25 protein-coding genes are annotated in these 19,599 nt (G+C 41.5%); 18 read left to right on the top strand and 7 right to left on the bottom strand.

What is annotated here, in order from left to right:
• Window positions 1–103: 103 nt before the first annotated feature.
• Window positions 104–1,840, bottom strand: a complete 1,737-nt coding sequence (gene pnpS / locus IGI96_RS02440; RefSeq protein ID WP_086337999.1) for a two-component system histidine kinase PnpS — start codon at window positions 1,838–1,840, stop codon at window positions 104–106.
• Entirely contained in the window at window positions 1,837–2,544 is a 708-nt protein-coding gene (locus IGI96_RS02435; protein WP_005228895.1) for a response regulator transcription factor, read from the bottom strand. Before IGI96_RS02435 ends, pnpS begins: the two co-directional genes overlap by 4 nt.
• A 150-nt stretch (window positions 2,545–2,694) precedes the next feature.
• On the opposite strand from IGI96_RS02435, the gene IGI96_RS02430 reads away from it, so the two are divergent.
• From IGI96_RS02430 to IGI96_RS02415, 4 genes are all read left to right on the top strand, one after another.
• The gene (locus IGI96_RS02430; RefSeq protein WP_016608717.1) at window positions 2,695–3,168 is read left to right on the top strand and encodes a DUF523 domain-containing protein; all 474 of its coding nucleotides are present in this window, start codon (window positions 2,695–2,697) and stop codon (window positions 3,166–3,168) included.
• Complete coding sequence (locus IGI96_RS02425) at window positions 3,158–3,496, top strand: putative DNA-binding protein (RefSeq protein WP_005228897.1); 339 nt, start codon at window positions 3,158–3,160, stop codon at window positions 3,494–3,496. Before IGI96_RS02430 ends, IGI96_RS02425 begins: the two co-directional genes overlap by 11 nt.
• Window positions 3,497–3,510: 14 nt before the next feature.
• Window positions 3,511–4,929 (top strand): signal recognition particle protein, encoded by a 1,419-nt coding sequence (ffh, locus tag IGI96_RS02420; RefSeq protein ID WP_005228902.1) that lies wholly within the window; start codon window positions 3,511–3,513, stop codon window positions 4,927–4,929.
• A gap of 394 nt (window positions 4,930–5,323) precedes the next feature.
• Window positions 5,324–5,524 carry a CsbD family protein gene (locus tag IGI96_RS02415; protein ID WP_005228904.1) on the top strand — a complete coding sequence of 67 codons (201 nt, stop codon included), beginning with the start codon at window positions 5,324–5,326 and terminating at the stop codon, window positions 5,522–5,524.
• A 46-nt stretch (window positions 5,525–5,570) separates the two neighbouring features.
• Here the strand turns inward: IGI96_RS02415 and IGI96_RS02410 are convergent, their stop codons facing one another.
• The 3 genes from IGI96_RS02410 to IGI96_RS02400 are packed head-to-tail and all read right to left on the bottom strand — an operon-like array spanning window position 5,571 to window position 8,008.
• Complete coding sequence (locus tag IGI96_RS02410) at window positions 5,571–6,731, bottom strand: ABC transporter permease (RefSeq protein ID WP_438784809.1); 1,161 nt, start codon at window positions 6,729–6,731, stop codon at window positions 5,571–5,573.
• A 12-nt stretch (window positions 6,732–6,743) separates the two neighbouring features.
• A complete protein-coding gene (locus IGI96_RS02405) occupies window positions 6,744–7,625 on the bottom strand; it encodes an ATP-binding cassette domain-containing protein (protein WP_015510136.1) in 882 nt (293 codons plus the stop codon).
• Window positions 7,622–8,008, bottom strand: a complete 387-nt coding sequence (locus IGI96_RS02400) for a GntR family transcriptional regulator (RefSeq protein ID WP_005228910.1) — start codon at window positions 8,006–8,008, stop codon at window positions 7,622–7,624. Before IGI96_RS02400 ends, IGI96_RS02405 begins: the two co-directional genes overlap by 4 nt.
• Before the next feature lie 100 nt (window positions 8,009–8,108).
• Here IGI96_RS02400 and IGI96_RS02395 point away from each other — a divergent pair, with 100 nt between their 5' ends.
• Both IGI96_RS02395 and IGI96_RS02390 read left to right on the top strand, forming a co-directional pair.
• Window positions 8,109–8,678: a DNA-3-methyladenine glycosylase I gene (locus tag IGI96_RS02395; RefSeq protein ID WP_438784808.1), complete on the top strand. Its 570-nt coding sequence runs from the start codon at window positions 8,109–8,111 to the stop codon at window positions 8,676–8,678.
• A 13-nt stretch (window positions 8,679–8,691) separates the two neighbouring features.
• Window positions 8,692–9,225 carry a dihydrofolate reductase family protein gene (locus IGI96_RS02390; RefSeq protein ID WP_086338001.1) on the top strand — a complete coding sequence of 178 codons (534 nt, stop codon included), beginning with the start codon at window positions 8,692–8,694 and terminating at the stop codon, window positions 9,223–9,225.
• Window positions 9,226–9,309: 84 nt separating this feature from the next.
• On the opposite strand, the gene IGI96_RS02385 is transcribed toward IGI96_RS02390, so the two are convergent.
• Window positions 9,310–9,861, bottom strand: coding sequence for an NADPH-dependent FMN reductase (locus IGI96_RS02385; protein ID WP_005228916.1), 552 nt, complete (start codon window positions 9,859–9,861; stop codon window positions 9,310–9,312).
• A gap of 254 nt (window positions 9,862–10,115) precedes the next feature.
• Here IGI96_RS02385 and rpsP point away from each other — a divergent pair, with 254 nt between their 5' ends.
• From rpsP to rplS, 7 genes are all read left to right on the top strand, one after another.
• A complete protein-coding gene (rpsP, locus tag IGI96_RS02380) occupies window positions 10,116–10,391 on the top strand; it encodes a 30S ribosomal protein S16 (RefSeq protein WP_005228917.1) in 276 nt (91 codons plus the stop codon).
• Window positions 10,392–10,402: 11 nt separating this feature from the next.
• Window positions 10,403–10,648, top strand: coding sequence for a KH domain-containing protein (locus tag IGI96_RS02375; RefSeq protein ID WP_005228918.1), 246 nt, complete (start codon window positions 10,403–10,405; stop codon window positions 10,646–10,648).
• Window positions 10,649–10,761: 113 nt separating this feature from the next.
• Entirely contained in the window at window positions 10,762–11,019 is a 258-nt protein-coding gene (locus IGI96_RS02370; protein WP_005228919.1) for a hypothetical protein, read from the top strand.
• Between the two features lie 86 nt (window positions 11,020–11,105).
• Complete coding sequence (locus IGI96_RS02365; RefSeq protein ID WP_086338002.1) at window positions 11,106–11,930, top strand: hypothetical protein; 825 nt, start codon at window positions 11,106–11,108, stop codon at window positions 11,928–11,930.
• 155 nt (window positions 11,931–12,085) lie between these two features.
• Entirely contained in the window at window positions 12,086–12,610 is a 525-nt protein-coding gene (gene rimM / locus IGI96_RS02360; protein WP_010749728.1) for a ribosome maturation factor RimM, read from the top strand.
• Window positions 12,600–13,346: a tRNA (guanosine(37)-N1)-methyltransferase TrmD gene (trmD, locus tag IGI96_RS02355; RefSeq protein WP_010749727.1), complete on the top strand. Its 747-nt coding sequence runs from the start codon at window positions 12,600–12,602 to the stop codon at window positions 13,344–13,346. The genes rimM and trmD overlap by 11 nt, the downstream gene beginning before the upstream one ends.
• A 166-nt stretch (window positions 13,347–13,512) precedes the next feature.
• The gene (rplS, locus tag IGI96_RS02350) at window positions 13,513–13,860 is read left to right on the top strand and encodes a 50S ribosomal protein L19 (protein ID WP_002357176.1); all 348 of its coding nucleotides are present in this window, start codon (window positions 13,513–13,515) and stop codon (window positions 13,858–13,860) included.
• 229 nt (window positions 13,861–14,089) lie between these two features.
• Here rplS and IGI96_RS02345 read toward each other — a convergent pair whose 3' ends face one another.
• Window positions 14,090–15,142 carry a zinc-binding dehydrogenase gene (locus IGI96_RS02345; RefSeq protein ID WP_015510131.1) on the bottom strand — a complete coding sequence of 351 codons (1,053 nt, stop codon included), beginning with the start codon at window positions 15,140–15,142 and terminating at the stop codon, window positions 14,090–14,092.
• Between the two features lie 544 nt (window positions 15,143–15,686).
• On the opposite strand from IGI96_RS02345, the gene IGI96_RS02340 reads away from it, so the two are divergent.
• The 5 genes from IGI96_RS02340 to IGI96_RS02320 all read left to right on the top strand — a co-directional run bounded on the left by IGI96_RS02340 (window position 15,687) and on the right by IGI96_RS02320 (window position 19,571).
• Window positions 15,687–16,046, top strand: a complete 360-nt coding sequence (locus IGI96_RS02340; protein ID WP_375838553.1) for a hypothetical protein — start codon at window positions 15,687–15,689, stop codon at window positions 16,044–16,046.
• 407 nt (window positions 16,047–16,453) lie between these two features.
• The gene (gene adhP, locus IGI96_RS02335) at window positions 16,454–17,467 is read left to right on the top strand and encodes an alcohol dehydrogenase AdhP (RefSeq protein ID WP_005229064.1); all 1,014 of its coding nucleotides are present in this window, start codon (window positions 16,454–16,456) and stop codon (window positions 17,465–17,467) included.
• A 100-nt stretch (window positions 17,468–17,567) separates the two neighbouring features.
• A complete protein-coding gene (locus tag IGI96_RS02330; protein WP_176323996.1) occupies window positions 17,568–18,287 on the top strand; it encodes a helix-turn-helix domain-containing protein in 720 nt (239 codons plus the stop codon).
• A gap of 261 nt (window positions 18,288–18,548) precedes the next feature.
• Window positions 18,549–18,953: a VOC family protein gene (locus tag IGI96_RS02325; RefSeq protein ID WP_005229066.1), complete on the top strand. Its 405-nt coding sequence runs from the start codon at window positions 18,549–18,551 to the stop codon at window positions 18,951–18,953.
• Window positions 18,954–19,145: 192 nt separating this feature from the next.
• The gene (locus tag IGI96_RS02320; protein WP_010749722.1) at window positions 19,146–19,571 is read left to right on the top strand and encodes an Rrf2 family transcriptional regulator; all 426 of its coding nucleotides are present in this window, start codon (window positions 19,146–19,148) and stop codon (window positions 19,569–19,571) included.
• Window positions 19,572–19,599 lie beyond the last annotated feature (28 nt).

Below are 19,599 nucleotides of genomic sequence, written 5' to 3'. Positions count from 1 at the left end.
AGAGCATCAAGAAGATGCTATTAGCTGGTGCTTCATTTGGTAATGAAAAACAACTACAAAAACAGCCGATAACAATTATTCACCTGTTATCGGCTGTTTTTTATCAATAATCATCTTTTTCATGAAGCGGCAAAGTCACCGTAAAGGTAGAACCAATTTTGGGGAAACTGTCAACCTTGATGCTGCCGCCTAATAATTTGGTATAGTCTTTGACGATAGCCAGCCCAAGTCCAGTGCCGCCAGAATTGCGAGCGCGGGCTTTGTCCACCCGATAAAACCGCTCAAAAATCCGTTCCTGATCTTCTTCATCGATGCCGATGCCTTGATCCTGCACTTGAAATAACAGCTGGTCGTCTTGCTCTGAATAGGATAATGTGATGACACCACCAGGTTTTGAATAGGTGACAGCATTTTCTACCAGATTTTTTACGATGGGCTGCAGCAGCTCTTTTTTGGTAGATAAAATGAAGGGTTCGGGTCCTTCAAATTGAAAGGTCAATTGCTTCTTACCAGCTGCGGGACCATAGGTTTGAACGACTTGTTGCAGCAGCTCAGAAAAGTTGATCGGTTGGTCGACATACTGGAAAGAATCACTGTCTTGAGACAGTTGGATGATATCTTGTATTAGATTTTTCAAGCGATAAGCATCTTTTTGAATGATCTCTAAAAAGGTCTGCAATGTTTCTGGGTCTTCTTTGGCGCCGTCCAGCAGTGTTTCGGTAAACCCAATCAAGGAAGTTACCGGCGTTTTTAATTCATGGGAAACATTGCCGACAAAATCTTTTTGCATTTTTTCTAATTGTCGGATGCGCGTCAAGTCATAAGAAATACCAATCAACTGGTTTTCTTGGAAGCTTCGCAAGGTAACATCCAAGACTTTTGAACGTTCTCCGCTAAGGGTGGTTTCCGCATGGAAAATAGGGGTCTCGTCGTTAAATTGATAGATCAATTGGATCAGTTGTGTGTCATGAATCACTTCAGTGAAGGGCTGCGGCAAGGTTGGCGCAGTTTCCATCCCCAACTGTTCTTGCATCGTCGGATTCAACAGCAGCAGTTGATTTTCTTCATTAATGATAAAGACACCGATCATCAGTTCACTGAGCAAGCCGTACAGCTGTTGTTCAGATGCCGCATAGGCACGATAGGTCTGGCTCATTTGTTCGCTCAGCTGATTGATCAGTTGATACAACTCGTCATGTTCAGGGGTTTCTTGCATAATGATTGCTTGTTGATCGGGCGAGGTGATCATTTTTTTTACGACGGGCAGAATCGTTTGGATTGGACGATTCCGCTGACGCAGCGTGTGAAAAATCAGCAGGCTGATCAAGAAACAAAAGACAAGATAGACAATCAAGATCGATTGCTTGATTCCTTGGTTTTTCGCAAAAAAAGCAGCAGTCGGTTCTGCGATCCGCAAGATTTGAGTTAAGTTTCCATCTTCTTTGACAGGAATCGCCACGTAAAGCAATTCTTCATGCAAGGTGTCGCTTTCCCGCAACGATTGACCAACGGCGCTTCCGCGCAAAACGGCTTGAACTTCTGGACGATCGGAGCGATTTTCATGGAGAGTATGATCATAAGTATCGAAAATGATTTGGCCTTGATCATCTAACAAAGTGATGCGGCTATTGCTGTCTTGAACATAGGCATCGGCAAATTGTTCGAGCGCTGCGGTTTGGTTATCTGAGAGATTCAAAAACACAGCGGCTTTCTCTTGCAGAAAATCCACTTGCTGGGCGATGACTTGCTGACGGTAAAAACTGCTTAGAACTTGCCAACACAGGAAAAAAATCAGCAATAGACCGATTGACCATAAACCATAGCCATAGCGTTTTTTCATTGGGTCGGCTCCTGAAATTTATACCCAAATCCTCGAACGGTCACCAAGTATTCTGGACGCTTTGGATCAGCTTCCAATTTTTCTCTTAAATGACTGATGTGAACATCCACGATGCGACTTTGTCCATCAAAGTCGAAATTCCAAATACGATTGAGTAAGGTATCGCGATCGATCACACGGCCTTTACGTTTCATAAAGTAAACCAGCAACTCGAACTCTTTCGGTGTCAGGAAGATTTTCTCCCCATCCACACTGACCTGAAAATTGGTCAGATCGGCTTGGATTCCGCCGATTTGCAAGATTTCTGCAGGTTGATCTTCTTCTCGTGCTTGTTGACGAGGTTCTAAGCGACGGAAGATGGCCTTCATTCGAGCCAATACTTCTCGAGGGCTGAAGGGTTTCGTCAGATAGTCGTCAGCCCCGATCTCTAAGCCCAAGATCCGGTCGATCGGATCATCTTTTGCGGTCAAGACGAGGATCGGTGTCTCGATTTTTTCTTGACGTAATTTCTTTGTGATTTCGATACCGTCCAAATTCGGCAGCATGACATCCAAGATGATAAAGTCAAAAGGTTTTGACAACGCCAAGTCGAAGGCTTTTTGACCATCTGAGGCGGAAACGACTTGGTAGCCCTCTTTTTCTAAATTAAAGGTTAAAAGTGTGACGATTGAAGGTTCATCATCGACAACGAGTATTTTTTTCATGATAGACTCCTTTCGTTTCTTTTTTTCAAGAAACGATTAAATTTCAACGAACAAGTCCTATTTTAGCATGAATAGACAATTGGTACTATTGCAACCACTAAATAAATGCTATAATAAAGGACGATTTCATAGGAAAGCTGAGGGTGCTAAATGATTGGAATCAGTGCGTGTCTAGGCGGTGCCCTTTGCCGCTACGATGGAAAACATCAAGCAGTACCACAATTGATCGAACTTGTTCGTGCGGGTCAAGCCATGATGGTCTGTCCAGAAGTTCTTGGCGGCTTGCCGATTCCACGTGAACCGGCCGAAATCGTCGGTGGCGATGGGGTGGATGTTTGGGCGCAACGAGCGAAGGTCGTCACCATTTCAGGAGAAGACGTGACGGAACAATTTACTAAAGGCGCGAAAATTGCTTATCAAAAATTACAAGAGCAAGGCATCACCCAACTGATCTTAAAAGAGAAAAGTCCCTCTTGTGGCAGTCAGACGATTTATGATGGCAATTTTTCTGGAATCAAAAAAACAGGGGTCGGTGTCGCTTGTGCCTATTTTCGACAACAAGGCATGACTGTTTTGTCCGATGTCGAATGGCTTGCAAAACAGGAGGAAGCAAATGGAAATTGAAAAGACCAATCGCATGAATGCGTTGTTTGAGTTTTATTCCACGTTATTGACGGAAAAACAGATGAATTACATGGAATTGTATTACGCAGATGATTTTTCTCTAGGAGAAATCGCTGAAGAGTATCAAGTTAGCCGTCAAGCAGTCTATGACAACATCAAACGCACCGAACGTATTTTAGAAGACTATGAAAAAAAACTACATATGTTTTCGGATTATATCATGCGGGAAGACTTGCTGGATCAGCTAAGCGAGTATACGAAAACCCACTATCCAAAAGACGAAACCTTACAGGGGTTTATTCAACAGCTCCAAGAAATTGAAGAATAAAGGAATGAAAAAAAATGGCATTTGAAAGTTTAACTGAACGCCTCCAGCAGGCAATGAGCAAACTGCGCAGAAAAGGAAAAGTATCTGAAGCAGATGTAAAAGAAATGATGCGTGAGATTCGTCTAGCTTTATTAGAAGCCGACGTCAATCTGCAAGTTGTAAAAGAGTTTACCAAAAATGTCCGTGAACGGGCAGTGGGGGTAGAAGTATTAGAAAGCCTATCTCCAGCGCAACAAATCGTTAAGATCGTTGATGAAGAATTAACCAAAACATTAGGATCAGAAACAGTTGGGATCGAAAAATCACCGAAGATCCCAACGATCATCATGATGGCTGGTTTGCAAGGGGCAGGGAAAACCACCTTTGCTGGGAAATTAGCCAACCATTTGATCAAAACCGAAAACGCACGTCCATTAATGATCGCTGGTGACGTGTACCGTCCAGCTGCGATCGACCAGTTGAAAGTATTAGGGCAGCAATTGGATGTACCTGTTTTTGATATGGGAACTGATGTCAGTCCAGTTGAAATCGTCCGCCAAGGATTGGCTTTGGCTCGGGAAAAGAAAAATGACTACGTTTTGATCGATACGGCAGGTCGCTTGCATATCGATGAAAACTTGATGGAAGAGCTAAAACAAATCAAGGACTTGGCACAGCCAAATGAAATTTTACTGGTAGTGGATGCGATGACAGGACAAGATGCTGTCAACGTGGCGGAAAGCTTCAATCAACAACTGGGGATCACAGGGGTAGTCATCACCAAACTAGATGGCGATACTCGTGGCGGGGCGGCATTGTCGATTCGTCAAGTTACGGGCGCTCCAATCAAGTTCACTGGTACCGGTGAAAAATTGACCGACCTTGAAGTATTCCATCCAGATCGGATGTCTAGTCGGATTCTCGGTATGGGTGATATGCTGACTTTGATCGAAAAAGCACAGCAAGATTACGACGAGAAAAAAGCAGAAGAGCTTGCTCAAAAAATGAAGGAAAACTCCTTCGACTTCAATGACTTTGTCGAACAGATCGATCAAGTTATGGGCATGGGCCCAATTGAAGATCTCTTAAAAATGATTCCGGGAATGAGTCAAATGCCTGGTATCGAAAATGTCAAAGTTGATCCGAAACAAATTGCTCGACAAAAAGCCATGGTTTATTCTATGACACCAGCTGAACGGGAAAATCCTGATTTGTTAAATCCAAGCCGTCGCCGCCGTATTGCTGCTGGTTCTGGAAATAGTGTCGTCGAAGTCAACCGTATGATCAAACAATTCAAAGAATCTCGCAAAATGATGCAGCAAATGAGTAAAGGGAATATGAACATTCCTGGCATGGATCAAATGTTTGGCGGTGGGGTCAAAGGGAAACTTGGAAAAATGGCCATGAACCGCATGGTCAAGAAACAAAAGAAGAAAAAGAAAAAACGCAAATAATCGTTTAACACTGATAGGAACTGAGAACTGAACCTTATCTTCGTGTAATTAAAAAAACATGATCTGAAAAGGCACCAAATCGAGAAGCTGTACCTGCTAATTCTAGCAACTGCAGCTCCTCAGATTGCCTTCTTCAGGTCATGGTTTTTTATGCTCACAGCGTCCTCTTTAAATGAACTCCTTCAAAGAACATCAAATAGAACATCTAGAGAACATCCTTTTTTATAGAGAAAGCCAGCTTTCTACCGAATATCTCAAATCGTCCAAGAGTCAAAAATAGCGATCAACTATCGTTGCGGACAACTCTAAGAATAGGATAGAAGCAGAACATTCGTGCTTTCTGTTAAATGGTGCTACTATTAATTTATAGCAAGTATGAAAGGAGTTTTTTACGATGACAAACAAAGATCGCATTGAAGGAAAAGTAACCGAAACAAAAGGGAAACTTACAGGAGATGACTCCGAAGAATTAAAAGGCAAAACCCAAAATAAATATGGGAAAGCCAAAGATAAGGTTGAAGATTTTGCGGATGATGTTTCTCGTAAAGTAAATGACTTCTTTGACAAAAAAGACGACGACAAACCTAGACATTAAACTTAAAAGCATCCCTGCAACAAGAACATGTTGCAGGGATGCTTTTTTATATTCCACTGATTTGTTTGTTTTTTCGTTTGTACCACCAATTCATCAGCGCTTTAGGATAGACAAGCAGCAAACTGATGAATAAGCAGGCAAGCAGTAATAAACCGAGCCGAAGGGCGATGTTCCAAAGACTGACATCATACCCCTCATAGAGATTACGGTAAAAAATTTCTAGTGGGTAATAAGAAATCATGGATAAATAGAACCAGGTTCCCAAAGAAAGCAGCCAATAAACTGGTGCGCGCAATTTAGGGATCGTTAAATAATCACCGTCATTTTCTAAAGAGATTTTCGAGAACACTTTTTCGGCAGCAAGAATCAGCAAGCCGCTCAAGCCGAGGTAAAGGAGCAGCAGCCACCAAGGGTAGACATATCCTTGCGGCCAATCGATCCAGGTTTGAAAAGGAATCAGAAAATCCCCATGACCAAGAAACACAAAACTAAAAAACTCGCGGGTACATTGGAAAAAGCTATACCCCATTGATCCTAGCGAAATAGTGAAGAAGACCGAGAGCACGCCAGTAAACAGATTCCCCAGCAAAACGCCTAACAAGAGACCTGCAGCAAATACTAGCAGATTCGTTGCCAAGGTACTAAGGGCAGAAAGCAGCACGTCTTGAAGCGGCACAGCGAGATAGCGAGCTGGGATCATCGTGTATTCGATCAGGATATGACCTAACAGACCCAAGACTAAACAAGCGGTCAAGGGTAAGCCGATAAAAAGCAGTTTCTTGTGAAAGACGTGCTTTCTGCTAAAGGGTAAAGCAAATAAAAAGCGATTGAAATTGGTGCGGCCATCGACAAAAAAGGACAAGAAGCCCCAAATAAACAGGAAGACAATCACAAATTGATTCATGGTGGTCATATAAGGGCGATTGTAATAAATCTCATCAGGGGACTCATTGCTGATCGTCAATACCGCATCGCGGTACTCTGTTGCCGAATCAAAGTAAACCGGGGTTTCACCCTTGTAGCTTTTGACATAGTACTCTCGATTTTCGTTGAAATCTTTGATAAATTCTTCAGATGTCAAATAGCGTTCTTGCTGATGCCAGGCTTTTTGTGATTGCCAGCCATCACCAAGATACATTAAGAGTAAGACAAAACAAAAGCCGATCAGCAGCTTGCCGTAGCGTTCTTTAAATATATTGCTTAACATCGTTTTCCACCTCTATCCTTCCACTAATGCCTCTTGTCGTAAATTTGCTTCAAACAGATCTTCCAAGGTCAATGGCAATTCTTCGAAAACCAAAGGATCAAGCTGCTGGATCTCAGCCGCCAGCTCTTTTGTGTAATTGTCAAACAAAGCGGTCAAGACTCGACCTTGTTTTTGAATCAGCTTGGAGCGCTGCTTGATAAGGGGAGGAATCTGCTTGCTGCGAAAGACGAGTTGAAGTTTGCGAGATTGTTCGCGAATCGTTTCCAAACGGTAGTCTCCTTCAATCGTTTTCCCTTTGATCAACAAGGCACGATCAATAATATGCTCTAATTCATTTAGATTATGGGAAGCGATCAATGCGGTACGATTCGACTCACTGAGGCTTTCCAGCAATAGTCCGATCACTTTTTTACGGACGATCACATCAAGCCCATCAAAAGGTTCGTCTAACAGTAAGAACGTCGCATTTGAAGCGATCGCTAGAATCATCTTATAAAGACCTTGCATTCCTTTTGACATTCGCCGGTAAGAAAGCGTTAGCGGCAGACCATGGCTTTGCATCAATTCTAAATAAAGATTTTGATCAAAATTCGGATAAGCAAGCCGATAAAATTGATTGATTTTTTTTAACGAGTAGGCAGCCAGAAAGTTTTCTTTTTCATCGATATAAAAAAGCTGTTCTTTTAATTCCGGGTGCTGATCCAGGCGTTGGTTATCGATTGAAATCTCGCCATCATCTAGTAAATAATGTCCAGCGACCGTCCGAAACAGCGTGGTTTTCCCAGAACCATTGCGGCCGATCAATCCTACGAGTTCTCCTTTTTCCAAAGAGAAGTTCACGTTTTCTAAGATAATTGTTTGTTCCATTTTCTTGGTCACATGTTCGATCTTCACTGTGGATCGCCTCCTAACTCTTGTTCAAAGCCATTCATCCAATCGCTCAGCTCACGCATGCTGATCTGTAAATGGCGTGCTTCGATCACCAATTCTTTCAAACGTTCTTTCACTTGTAAGATCCGAATCTCATCGCGTGGCAGATCCTCAGTAACTTTCACAAAGGTGCCTTTTCCTTTGATGGTGACAAGCACTTGCTCATTTTCCAATACTTTGTAGGCTTTGCTGACGGTATTTGGATTCATCAACAGGTGCTTGGCCATTTCACGAACCGAAGGTACTTGATCTCCAGCGGTTAGAACACCGTTCAGAATATCTTCTTTGATACTTAAAACCAATTGCTCATAGTAAGGTTTGCTGCTGGCTTTGTTAATGCGAACCACAAAATCAGCTCCTTTCATTTATGTGTACTAGTATACGTAGTACACTAGTGGAAGTAAAGTCTTTTATGATAAAATAAACAAAAAGGAGCTGATGAGGACAATGGAACGATGTGAGTGGGCCAACAGTACACCAGCGATGCAGGAGTATCATGATACAATCTGGGGGAAACCTGAGTATGAGGATCAGCAGTTGTTTCGAAAATTGGTGTTAGATATGAATCAAGCAGGGTTGAGCTGGCAAACGATTTTAAATAAAATGGCGAATTTTGATACGGCGTATGATCAGTTTGAAATCGCCAAAGTAGCGAACTATACGGAAGAAAAAGTGGAAGAACTGATGATGAATCCAGGAATCATCCGCAATCGGCGAAAGATTGAAGCGGCGATCAGCAATGCCCAAGAAGTTTTAAAAATCCAGCAAGAATATGGTAGTTTCTCCGCATTCTTGTGGCGATATGTCGATCATCAGCCGATCATTAATGAATTTGAGCAGCAATCCGATGTACCGACCCATTCGGAAATCTCTGATCAGCTAGCGAAAGATTTGAAAAAGCGAGGGTTTAAATTTGTCGGAACGACCATTATTTACGCCTTTATGGAAGCTGTCGGCATGGTCAACGACCATTTAGTCACTTGTGTTTGTCGAACATCAGCAGCAAACAAAGAATAAAGGAGCGAGCATAATGGGAAAAGTGATATTCTATGGTGCGATCAGCCTCGATGGCTATTTAGCAGGTCTGAAGGATCAACTGGACTGGCTGTTTCAAACTGATACCGGTGTCGCCACGACTTATGAAGCATTTTTTGCAACCATCGATGCGACAGTGATGGGGAGAAAGACCTATCAAGAAGCAAAGAAACTTATGGATGGTGGACTGTTGTATCCTGAAACGACAAATTATGTTTTTTCCCGTACACAAAAAGAACCGTTGCCAGATGCAACGCTAGTGTCAACGGATCCAGTGGCATTTGTTTCAGCATTAAAACAAGAGGAAAACGTATGGGTAGTAGGGGGAGGTTCCTTATTAAAACCATTGCTGGAAGCTGATTTGATCGATGAATGGTTTATTCAAATCGCGCCGGTGTTTTTAGGAGAAGGCAAGCGGCTGTTTGAACCGGGGGGATATTCGAGACGCTTGACGTTTGTTGAAACAAAACAGATGGGAGAACTGACAGAACTCCATTTTGTCCGAAAGTCTGTGTCAGGCAGCGAGTAAAAAGCGCAAACGATTATTCTTCACAGTAAAAAAGACCAAGAAACTCAGTGCCGAGTTTCTTGGTCTTTTTGTATGGAATCTTCATTAGTTGAATCGTTGAAAGAATTCAATATATTTTGCAAGGATCGTTTCGAAGAAGCTTACTGTATCTGGATTGATTTCATTGTTTTCATCGATCAAGTTTGTGATACCGCCAATGTAGGCTTCTGGTTGTTGCAGAGTAGGCATATCCAAAAAGACTAATGATTGACGCAAATGATGGTTCGCACCAAATCCAGCGATCGCTCCTGGAGAAACGCTGACGACTAAGGCTGGTTTGCCGCCCCAACTGCTCGCACCGTAAGGACGAGAACCAACATCTAAAGCATTTTTCAAGGCTGCAGGAACAGAGCGGTTGTATTCTGGTGTAAAGAAGAAGACACCATCAACGGCGCTTAATGCTTCACGAAATGCTGTCCATTCAGCAGGAACTTTTCCTTCAACTTCCAAATCTTCATTGTAAAAAGGCAAGTTGCCGATCTCGATGAAAGATGCTTCAAAACCTTCTGGTAATAGTGATGCGAATTTTTTCGCTACGAGTTTATTGTAAGAACCTTCCCGCAAGCTGCCGACGATAAAACCGATTTTTTTTGTCATGTAAAATTCCTCCTTGTTGTTTTCTACTCATTTAGCTTACCAAAAGTAAGTGAATGGTGCAAATAAAACGATTTGACCTTAAAAAGGTTTCTCTAGTATTCATGATACGCGTCCAAATTCATTCTGGCAAAAGATAACCATGCCGAAAAAACAGGAAAGAAAAACTTTTTTCAGCTGTAAAGAAAAAACTCTTTACACCATCAGAAAAACCTGTTAAACTAGCTCTTGTGATTAAATCAATGGAGGTGTAAATAATGGCAGTAAAAATTCGTTTAAAACGCATGGGTTCTAAAAAGAAACCTTTTTACCGTATCGTCGTAGCAGATTCACGTTCTCCTCGTGACGGACGTTTCATCGAAACAGTTGGTACTTACAATCCTTTACTAGACCCAGCTGAAGTAACAATCAAAGAAGATCTAGTTCTTGATTGGTTATCTAAAGGTGCGCAACCTTCAGATACAGTTCGTAACATCCTTTCTAAAGAAGGCGTTATGAAAAAACACCACGAAGCAAAATTCACTAAGAAATAAGGTGACTTTGGATGAAAGATTTGCAAGAATTAGTCTTAACGATCGTTTCACCACTTGTTACCAAACCTGAGGATATCAAGCTTGAGCTGGTAGAGTCAGATGATTTCTTGGAATATAATCTTACTGTGGCACCAGAAGATATTGGCCGTATCATCGGTAAACAAGGTCGGGTTGCCAAAGCAATTCGAACGATCGTTTACAGTGTACGGACAAATGGACCGAAAAAAGTTCGTTTGAATATCATTGATGGTAAATAAGCAAGAGTGTAAAGCATTTCTCAAAGAGAAATGCTTTTTTTGTAAAATTCATGCTTAAGATGGAGGACAAAAAAGGATGGTTTTGAGATAATCAAAAATGAGGAGGTGCTTGTATGTCTCAACTAATCGCATGGATCGTCGTTCTTTTGATTCTCGTCTTTATTTATAAAATCGGTTCTTTTCTTTGGCGAACGCTAGGGATCTTGTTGTTGCTCTTTTTAATTTGGGTCTATCGTGAGGAGATCATGACCCAATTGAACCAATGGACACAAAACTTTCGTTGGGGCGACCTATCGACGATCGCCAATCAAGTTTGGCAATGGATCAAGGACGGCTTCCAATCACTGCAAAATTGGGTCACTAATCTTTAAAAAATCGACAAAAAAATGACAGACAATCTGACTTGTTTGTCATTTTTTTTATTGAGGGGTATCCTTTGTATAAGGAGGGGAACATCATGAAAAAAGAACTAGGATTATTTGTTACGCTGCTAGCGATCGGAACCTTGGCTGGCTGTACTAATCAAAAAGACCAAGAAACCAGTCAAGCCAGTACAGCTGAAACAACAGCAACGACTATGGTGGAAAGTACCCAAACACAAAAAAGTAGTCAGTCAGAAACCAGTCAATCAACTGCATCGACTAGTCAGGCGGTTTCTGAGGATTCTTCAAATACGAGTAGCACCACAGACATCTATAGCCAAATACAAGCGGTATTCCCTGATCTTGTCTTGCCAAAGGACGTTCCGCTTGCTTCGGGTAAAGTGTTGAATGCTGCCACAGCTGGCAGTCAATCCGATGTCTCGATTCTTTATTATGGACTTGATCAGCAATTGTCTCTCAATGACAAGGCATTGAACGAAGAAACACCGCTTGCTGCTTTTCAATCAAAAGAGTATCAATCAGCGGATGAAGCGGCTGCAGCGGTCAATGTAACAGCGGATGATGGCGGACAAGCCGTCGATCTCGGCTATGGCATTACTGGGCATATGCAAGGAGCTGCTGGCTCCAGTTATTTGAGCTGGCAAGAAGGAAATTGGTCATTGACTGTTCGAGCAGTCAACCAAGAGGAACAAGATCCAGTTCCGGTTGCCAAAGAAGTGGTAGCGTATCTAGAAGAAGCCATGCTTCCAGCACCTGAGGTCGGTCAAATCACCATCGATATGGGAAAAAATGACCATACAGCAACTACCGTGGTCTGGCAACAAGAAAAGATGCTTCGAACGGTGCAACATCAAGATGCACGTTCAGCATTGGAAATGGCCGTTTCAATGAATCAATAAGTTTCAGATTAGGACATTGCCCCTTTGATCAAGCGTCGAAGGGGCGTTTTTCGTGCGATGATTTTGAGGAAAACAGGGGGCGCTAGGAAACGGCTAGAATTCGCTACTTTGCTATGCTAAAATAGAACAGAAGTTAGAAGAAATGGGGAACGAACGTGACAGAATATTTAAACGTAGGGAAAATCGTCAATACACATGGGATCCGTGGAGAAGTACGAGTGATATCACAAACGGATTTTCCAGAAGAACGCTACCGTAAAGGGGCTGAATTGACACTTTTTCGTGAAAATAAAGAGCCATTACCATTGATTGTTTCAGGTCATCGCAAACATAAAAATTTTGATTTGTTAACGTTTGAGGGCTATCCCAACATCAACGACGTTGAACCGTTTCGTAACGGCATTTTAAAAGTTACCAAGGATGATTTGGTGGATCTAGCAGAAAATGAGTTTTACTACCATGAAATTATTGGTCTGGAAGTCGTCGAAGAAGATGGCACAGTCATTGGTAAAGTCAAAGAGATCCTTTCACCAGGCGCCAATGATGTTTGGGTGGTACAGCGAAAAGGGAAGAAGGATGCCTTGATTCCTTATATCGAATCTGTTGTTCATACCATCGATCTTGAAAATGGTCAGGTCATCGTTGAGATCCCAGAAGGGTTGTTAGACGATGAGAATTGATGTGCTGACACTATTTCCACGAATGTTTGAAGGGCCTCTTGGAGAATCGATCATCGGTAAAGCACGGGAAAAGGGATTGTTAGAAATCAATGTCTCTAATTTCCGTGATTATTCTGACAACAAGCATCAAACAGTGGATGACTATCCTTATGGTGGCGGAGCAGGAATGTTATTAAAAGTCCAACCTGTCTATGACAATATCAAAGCGATCGAAGAAGCGACACCAGAAACGAAAAAGCGGGTGATCCTATTAGACCCAGCGGGAAAACCCTTTGATCAAAAGATGGCGGAAGAATTCTCTACCGAAGAGCACCTTGTTTTTATTTGCGGTCACTATGAAGGCTATGATGAACGAATCCGTTCATTGGTCACTGATGAAGTGTCACTGGGCGATTACGTCTTGACTGGCGGCGAATTGGGGGCAATGGTTATGATCGATGCGACGGTCAGGCTATTACCAGAAGTTTTGGGCAATCAAACCTCCGCACAAACTGATTCTCATTCCACTGGTTTATTAGAGCATCCGCAATATACACGCCCGGCAGAGTTCAAAGGCATGAAAGTGCCGGAAGTTTTGATGAATGGCAATCATAAATTGATCGAGCAGTGGCAATTAAAAGAATCCTTGCGCCGAACGTATCAGCGACGTCCAGATATGCTGGAAACTTATCCGCTGACCGCTGAAATGCAGAAGCTTTTAAAAGAAATTGAAGACGAAGCGAAGACTGGCAACTAAAATAGTGCCAGTTTTTTTGATATTCTGCGCCATGACAAGAAAATTCTCTTTACAGCCTATGGTCGACTGTGGTAAGATATTTCAGTGAGTGTAAACTCAACTATTACGATGTTCCGCTGGAGCTTTCATGCTTTAAGAATGTTTGGGAATAAGGAGAATGATAAACATGAATCCATTGATTCAAGAACTAACTCAAGAACAATTACGTACTGACATCCCAGCTTTCCGTCCTGGGGACACTGTTCGCGTTCACGCGAAAGTTGTCGAAGGAACTCGCGAACGTATCCAGTTATTTGAAGGTGTTGTCATCAAACGCCGCGGTGCTGGTATCAGCGAAACTTATACAGTTCGTAAAGTATCAAACGGTGTAGGTGTTGAACGTACCTTCCCATTGCACACACCACGTGTTGCACAAATCGAAGTTGTTCGTTACGGTAAAGTACGTCGTGCAAAATTGTACTACTTGCGTGCATTACACGGAAAAGCAGCTCGTATCAAAGAAATTCGTCGTTAATCATTTATTATCAGATGAAGCAAAAGCCCTTGATTTCAAGGGCTTTTTTCTTTTGTTCGGCGTTATGTTCTATCATTTTAAAGTTCTAGAATTGATTAATTGTGGAAAAAGGGTAGGCTGTTACAGTGTTTTCTTTCTTCATGGATAAAAAGACAAAGTACTGGTTTTAGTACTTTGTCTATCGAGAGGCTGTCCATTGTTCGGACGAGCGTTTTTTAATTAGCATTGTCTATTCATCCCTTGAAACAACAACCATAGATTTGATCGTTTTTCGTTCCTGCATATCGGCATAGGCTTGGTTGATATCATCTAAATCATAGGTTTGGGTGAAAACGCGGCCTGGATTGATAGTACCATCAAGCACCGCTTTTAACAGGATTTCCTTATCATATGTTGTGACCGATGCAGATCCTCCTGCAATGGAAATGTTTTGAGCAAAAGTGGAACCGATTGGTCGATCGTCATAGTGAGGGACGCCGACATAACCTACACGACCACCATTATGCAATACACCAAGGGCTTGTGTAATGGCAGCTTCTGTACCAACACATTCAAGAGCAGCATCCGCGCCTCCGCCAAGGATCTCGCGTACCTTCGCGATTCCCTCTTCACCACGCTCAGCCACAACAGCTGTAGCACCTGATTGAAGAGCCATTTCTTGTCGATCTTTATGACGGCTCATTAAAATAATTTGGGAAGCCCCACGCATTTTTGCCGCGATGACAGCACATTGTCCTACGGCACCATCGCCAATCACGACGACTTTATCCCCTTTTTCTACATGTGCACAACGTGCCGCATGATATCCTGTGGGCATAACATCTGCCAAAGTTAAAAGAGACTTGATCATACCTTCCGTATAATCAGCTGGCTGACCTGGAACTTTTACAAGGGCCCAGTTGCCGTAATGGAAGTTGATATACTCAGATTGGAAACCGTTAGACCAATTCGTTGTACCTTGATGACGGTCGCATGTGCCATCAAAGCCGGCACGGCAAGCATCACATTCACCACAACCATGGGTGAAGGGGACGATGACAAAATCTCCAGGTTTCACAGTCGTAATGTCTGGACCGATTTCTTCAACGATGCCTAATGCCTCATGACCATCATTAACTGAATGAGGTTCTTTACTATCGCCATGGGCATACGACCAAAGATCAGAACCGCAAACACATGCTCGGACAACTTTAATAATAACATCATCGGCTGCTTGCAAAGTTGGCTTTTTTACTTCTTCCACTTTAACTAATCCTGCTTTTTCAAAAATTGCTGCTCTCATATAAATCCTTCTTTCTTAAGTTAGTATTGTTAGTATAAATGTTGAAGTTAACTTTAGGTCAAGAAAAAGACACATCAAGAAATGACGTTCTCTAAAAAATTCCATTCAGGTTTTCCTTCAAGAGCAAACGTAGTGCTAACAAAAATAATTATTTCTATTCGTTAGCCGTTTCTTACGATGTTTCAAGTGGAGCATGCGCAAATGACGCCTGGAGACGGTTTGTCATTCAAACCGCCTGTTGTTTCTGAAACTTCTATCCAACTTCCCTCAATGCTTCATTTGGTGCAACAAAAATTACATGTACGTCAGAGTAACTTTTTTCATAAATGATTTTAGCTTATCTAGCAGAGGATACCATGAAATGATCGTCTAAAGTTTTGCGAAGACAGAATACTTTCTTCAGATTCCAGTTTATTTCCCTCTCAACAACTGTTACTGATCAGCAGTTTTTTATAAAAAAGGCAAAGAGGCAATAAACGGAGATTTTAATTAAACGTTCACTACACATTTAGGCTGTAGAAGTTCATTTTGAGTGATTAGGTAGTTGCTGATTGATTACTATGTTTTTCCGTATTATGTGCCGATCGTAGTTGGGGAGCCTTTTGGGCTTTTTGATTTTGACACAGTAAGGCCAGGAAGCAGGTTATGGGATGTTTCTTATGCTGCGTACCGCTGGGTACCCTTGTATTTTGGTGGGAACAGTCGTCTGAGTGAAACGCAATGCCATCGATTGAAACTTTTTGTGGATACTTATCGGCTGTCCAATAATGACAGAGTACAGATTGTCGATTGTTTGATCGACCGCCTTTGTGCACTAGTTGCTTTTATGAGTAGAAAAGGAGAAGAAGGGAATGGAAATTTTCAGAAAAACATTGACGAGGGACATCTTGCTAAATACCAATAGGACATTCAGCGCCTGAAAGAAAATAAATCGCAAGTCATCGAAGGGATAAAAATAGAAGGATAGAAGAACAGTGAGTACAAATCATCCTACAGTCTTCTATCAGATCGTCTTGATGTTTTTTATTGAAACGATTGTTATTTATAGAGATGAATTATCTCTATCTTTTTAATTTTTAATTTTATGTAATCTGGAAATAAAGAAAAAATTTTGAATGATTTCATTATTGTTTTCTAATAAATGATTACAGAAAAAAAGCAATAAATTCCCCTTTTTTTGATGATTTCTATGGTAATCTTCTCGATAGAGAACTTTCTTTTATCTAGCTATTACTGACCTCTATGCGTTAGTTAACTACTTCACAAATAAAAGGAAGTTCTTTATTTAATCGAATTGAAAGAGGTGTCTTTGTGAAAGCAGCTGTAGTATCAAAAGATAAGGTTGTAAAAATCGAGGAAAAAGAATTAAGAGCGCTTCGTCCGAATGAAGCATTATTGAAAATGGAGTGTTGCGGTGTCTGCCATACTGACTTGCATGTAAAAGATGGCGACTTTGGAGATGCATCTGGGATCGTACTCGGACACGAGGGAATCGGTAAAGTGGTTGCAATCGGTGATGATGTTACTTCTCTAGCAATCGGTGACCGTGCAAGTGTCGCTTGGTTGTATGAAAGCTGTGGATCATGCGAATACTGTGTGAACGGGAATGAATCATTATGCCGTTCGGTTAGAAATGCCGGCTATTCTGTAGATGGTGGTATGGCTGAAGAATGTATCGTTGTAGCTGACTATGCAGTGAAAGTTCCAGAGGACTTAGGTTCTGCTGAAGCCAGCAGCATTACTTGTGCAGGTGTAACCACATATAAAGCGGTAAAAGTTTCTGACATTAAACCAGGTCAATGGATCGCCATCTATGGTTTAGGGGGACTAGGAAACCTAGCCTTACAATATGCTAAAAATGTCTTTAATGCAAAAGTGATTGGAATCGATATCAACGACAAACAGTTGGACTTCGCAAAAGATCACGGCGCTGATCTTGTAATCAATCCTGCGAAAGAAGATGCGGCAAAAATCATTCAAGAAGCAACCGGCGGCGCACATGCAGCCGTAGTAACAGCTGTTTCAAAAGCAGCCTTCAATTCTGCTGTTGATGCTGTTCGTGCGGGCGGTACGATTGTAGCGGTCGGTCTCCCACCAGAAAGCATGGACTTGAACATTCCTCGACTTGTATTGGATGGGATTAAGATTGTCGGTTCCCTTGTTGGAACACGAACTGATTTAGCAGAAGCTTTCCAATTTGCAGCGGAAGGGAAAGTCGTTCCTAAAGTAGTCATGCGTCAGTTAGAAGAGATCAACGATATTTTTGATGAAATGCTTTCAGGAAAAATCAAAGGACGAATGGTCATTGATTTTCAAGAAAAATAAACGAAAATAGAGAAACCGACTATGAATTTTTAGCGAAGGAGAAAATTTCGTGTGTAATTTATTGATCATTGACAGCGAAGAGCGAAGAGCAGTTAGCGAGATGGTTCGTTTGATTGATCGTCATTTCCCAAATGTCATCTTGCTTCCAATGGTTGATTCGAAAAAAGCACTTCAGCGTACCTGTCTTGAGCAGATGGTTGAGATTGCAGTGATTAATGCAGATGGTGAAGAGGACTGTTTTGAATTATACAAAGAATTGCTCTCTTTTTACCCGAATGCAAAAGCAATTTTGTATTCTGCAGTAGAAAGCTTTGCTATCGCTCAAAAAGCGTTACGTTACGGCTTGATTGATTATTTGGTCGAACCGATCACCAATGATTTTGTTTATGCATTGGACCGAGGGATTCAATCCATCAATCAGATTTCCTTGCTGCACGTCGAGAAAAACAATGAAGCTTCTCCTTCGCTTTCTTTAAGACATAAGATATTGCGCTATATTCATGAAAATTATAGAGAACATATTACGTTAGACACTTTAGCAGATCACCTGCATTTAAGTCGGTATCACACCAGCCGTTTGATCAAGAATACATTAGGAATGACCTTTTCATTGTACTTGATGATTTATCGTATTGAAGTTGCCAAAAAAGAACTCTCAACAAGTGATCGATCAATCAGTGAAATTTCTGTTAGAGTAGGATTCAATGATCCAAATTATTTTAGTAAGAAATTTAAAAAAGCAACTTCTTATACGCCCAAAGAGTATCGAAAAATTTATCGTGGGAAAGTAACCGTGATCGACTCAAGACTCGAGCTTTGAGTATTAAATAAAGTAGTTTGGGCTGATTGTATTAGCGAAAACATGATTCTTTGCTAATGCTTATCAAGTTACTTTTTCATAGATGAGAAAAGCTAAAAGGCCTATGTGTGCAAGGCCTTTTTTTACTTGAAAAAAATTTTGGATCAGGTTATTCAGACTAGCAGCAGAGGACAAAGACTGATGTTTTTGTGAATGAACCGATAGGTGCTATAATGAGAACGGATTCAGCAGTGCAGCTTACCAAAGAAAGGAAGCAAGAAAATGGCGAACAAAATGGTGTTTATTAACTTGCCTGTCACTGATATCAAACGTGCAACATCCTTTTATGAAGCGCTGGGGTTTGTAAAAAATGAAGAGTTCTCAAACGAGACCAGCAGTGGAATGGTTTGGAGTGAATCGATTTGGTTAATGCTGTTAGAACATGCGTTTTACCAACAATTTCTAAATGGTAGAAGTATTGCAGATACAAAGAAGACGAGTGGCGCATTGATCGCATTTAGTTTTGACACACCAGAAGAAGCAAAGAATTTTGCAAAAATCGCTGAAGAAAATGGTGGACAGTCGTTCCAAGTTGATATGGGGATTCCAGAGGACATGATGGTCGGCTATGAAATCGTTGATCCTGACGGCAATCAGATTGAGTCTGCTTGGATGAAGGGCTATTAGCAAAGTGCTCGTTTAAATAAAAAGGAAAAAAATGGTTCAGTATGCAGTTCCCTCAAGAAGTTAGGCTTTTGTGCTAACTTTTTGAGGGCTGCTTTTTCTTGATGGGATCCTCGAGTTTTGTAAGATTGGTCAGTACCCTTTGTCTAAATCTGAAAAAAGAGGTATGATACAAGAAAAAGGAGTGGAGACGAAGTGAAATATTCAACGAAATACAGCGACGCCATTCACATCCTCGCTTACATCCACCTCTTTAAAGGAACTGATCTATCAAGTGATCGGATCGCCCAGAGTGTTGAAACGAATCCTGCTTATGTTCGCCGGATTATGAGTGATCTGCGTATTGCCGGATTGATCGAAAGCCAAAGAGGAAAACCAAACCCTAAACTAACGAAGGAACCAAATGAGATTTCTTTGTTGGACATCTATGCGAGTGTTGAAAAAGATCAGCATCTTTTACATGCGGACAAAAAGACCAATCCCAATTGCTTGATTGGGGGGAATATCCAAACGGTATTAGAGGAAACTTACGATGTGCTGCAAAAGAAAATTGAGCAGGAAATGAGCGCTATCTCGCTACAATCCATCATTGACGGCATTCAAGTAGAAGCCAATCATTAAAAGTGTCACATAAAAGGCTGTAAAAAAA

The sequence above is a fragment of the Enterococcus sp. DIV0421 genome, assembly GCF_051713745.1.
Classification (GTDB): domain Bacteria; phylum Bacillota; class Bacilli; order Lactobacillales; family Enterococcaceae; genus Enterococcus_D; species Enterococcus_D casseliflavus.
This window is presented reverse-complemented; position numbering and strand designations above follow the sequence as displayed.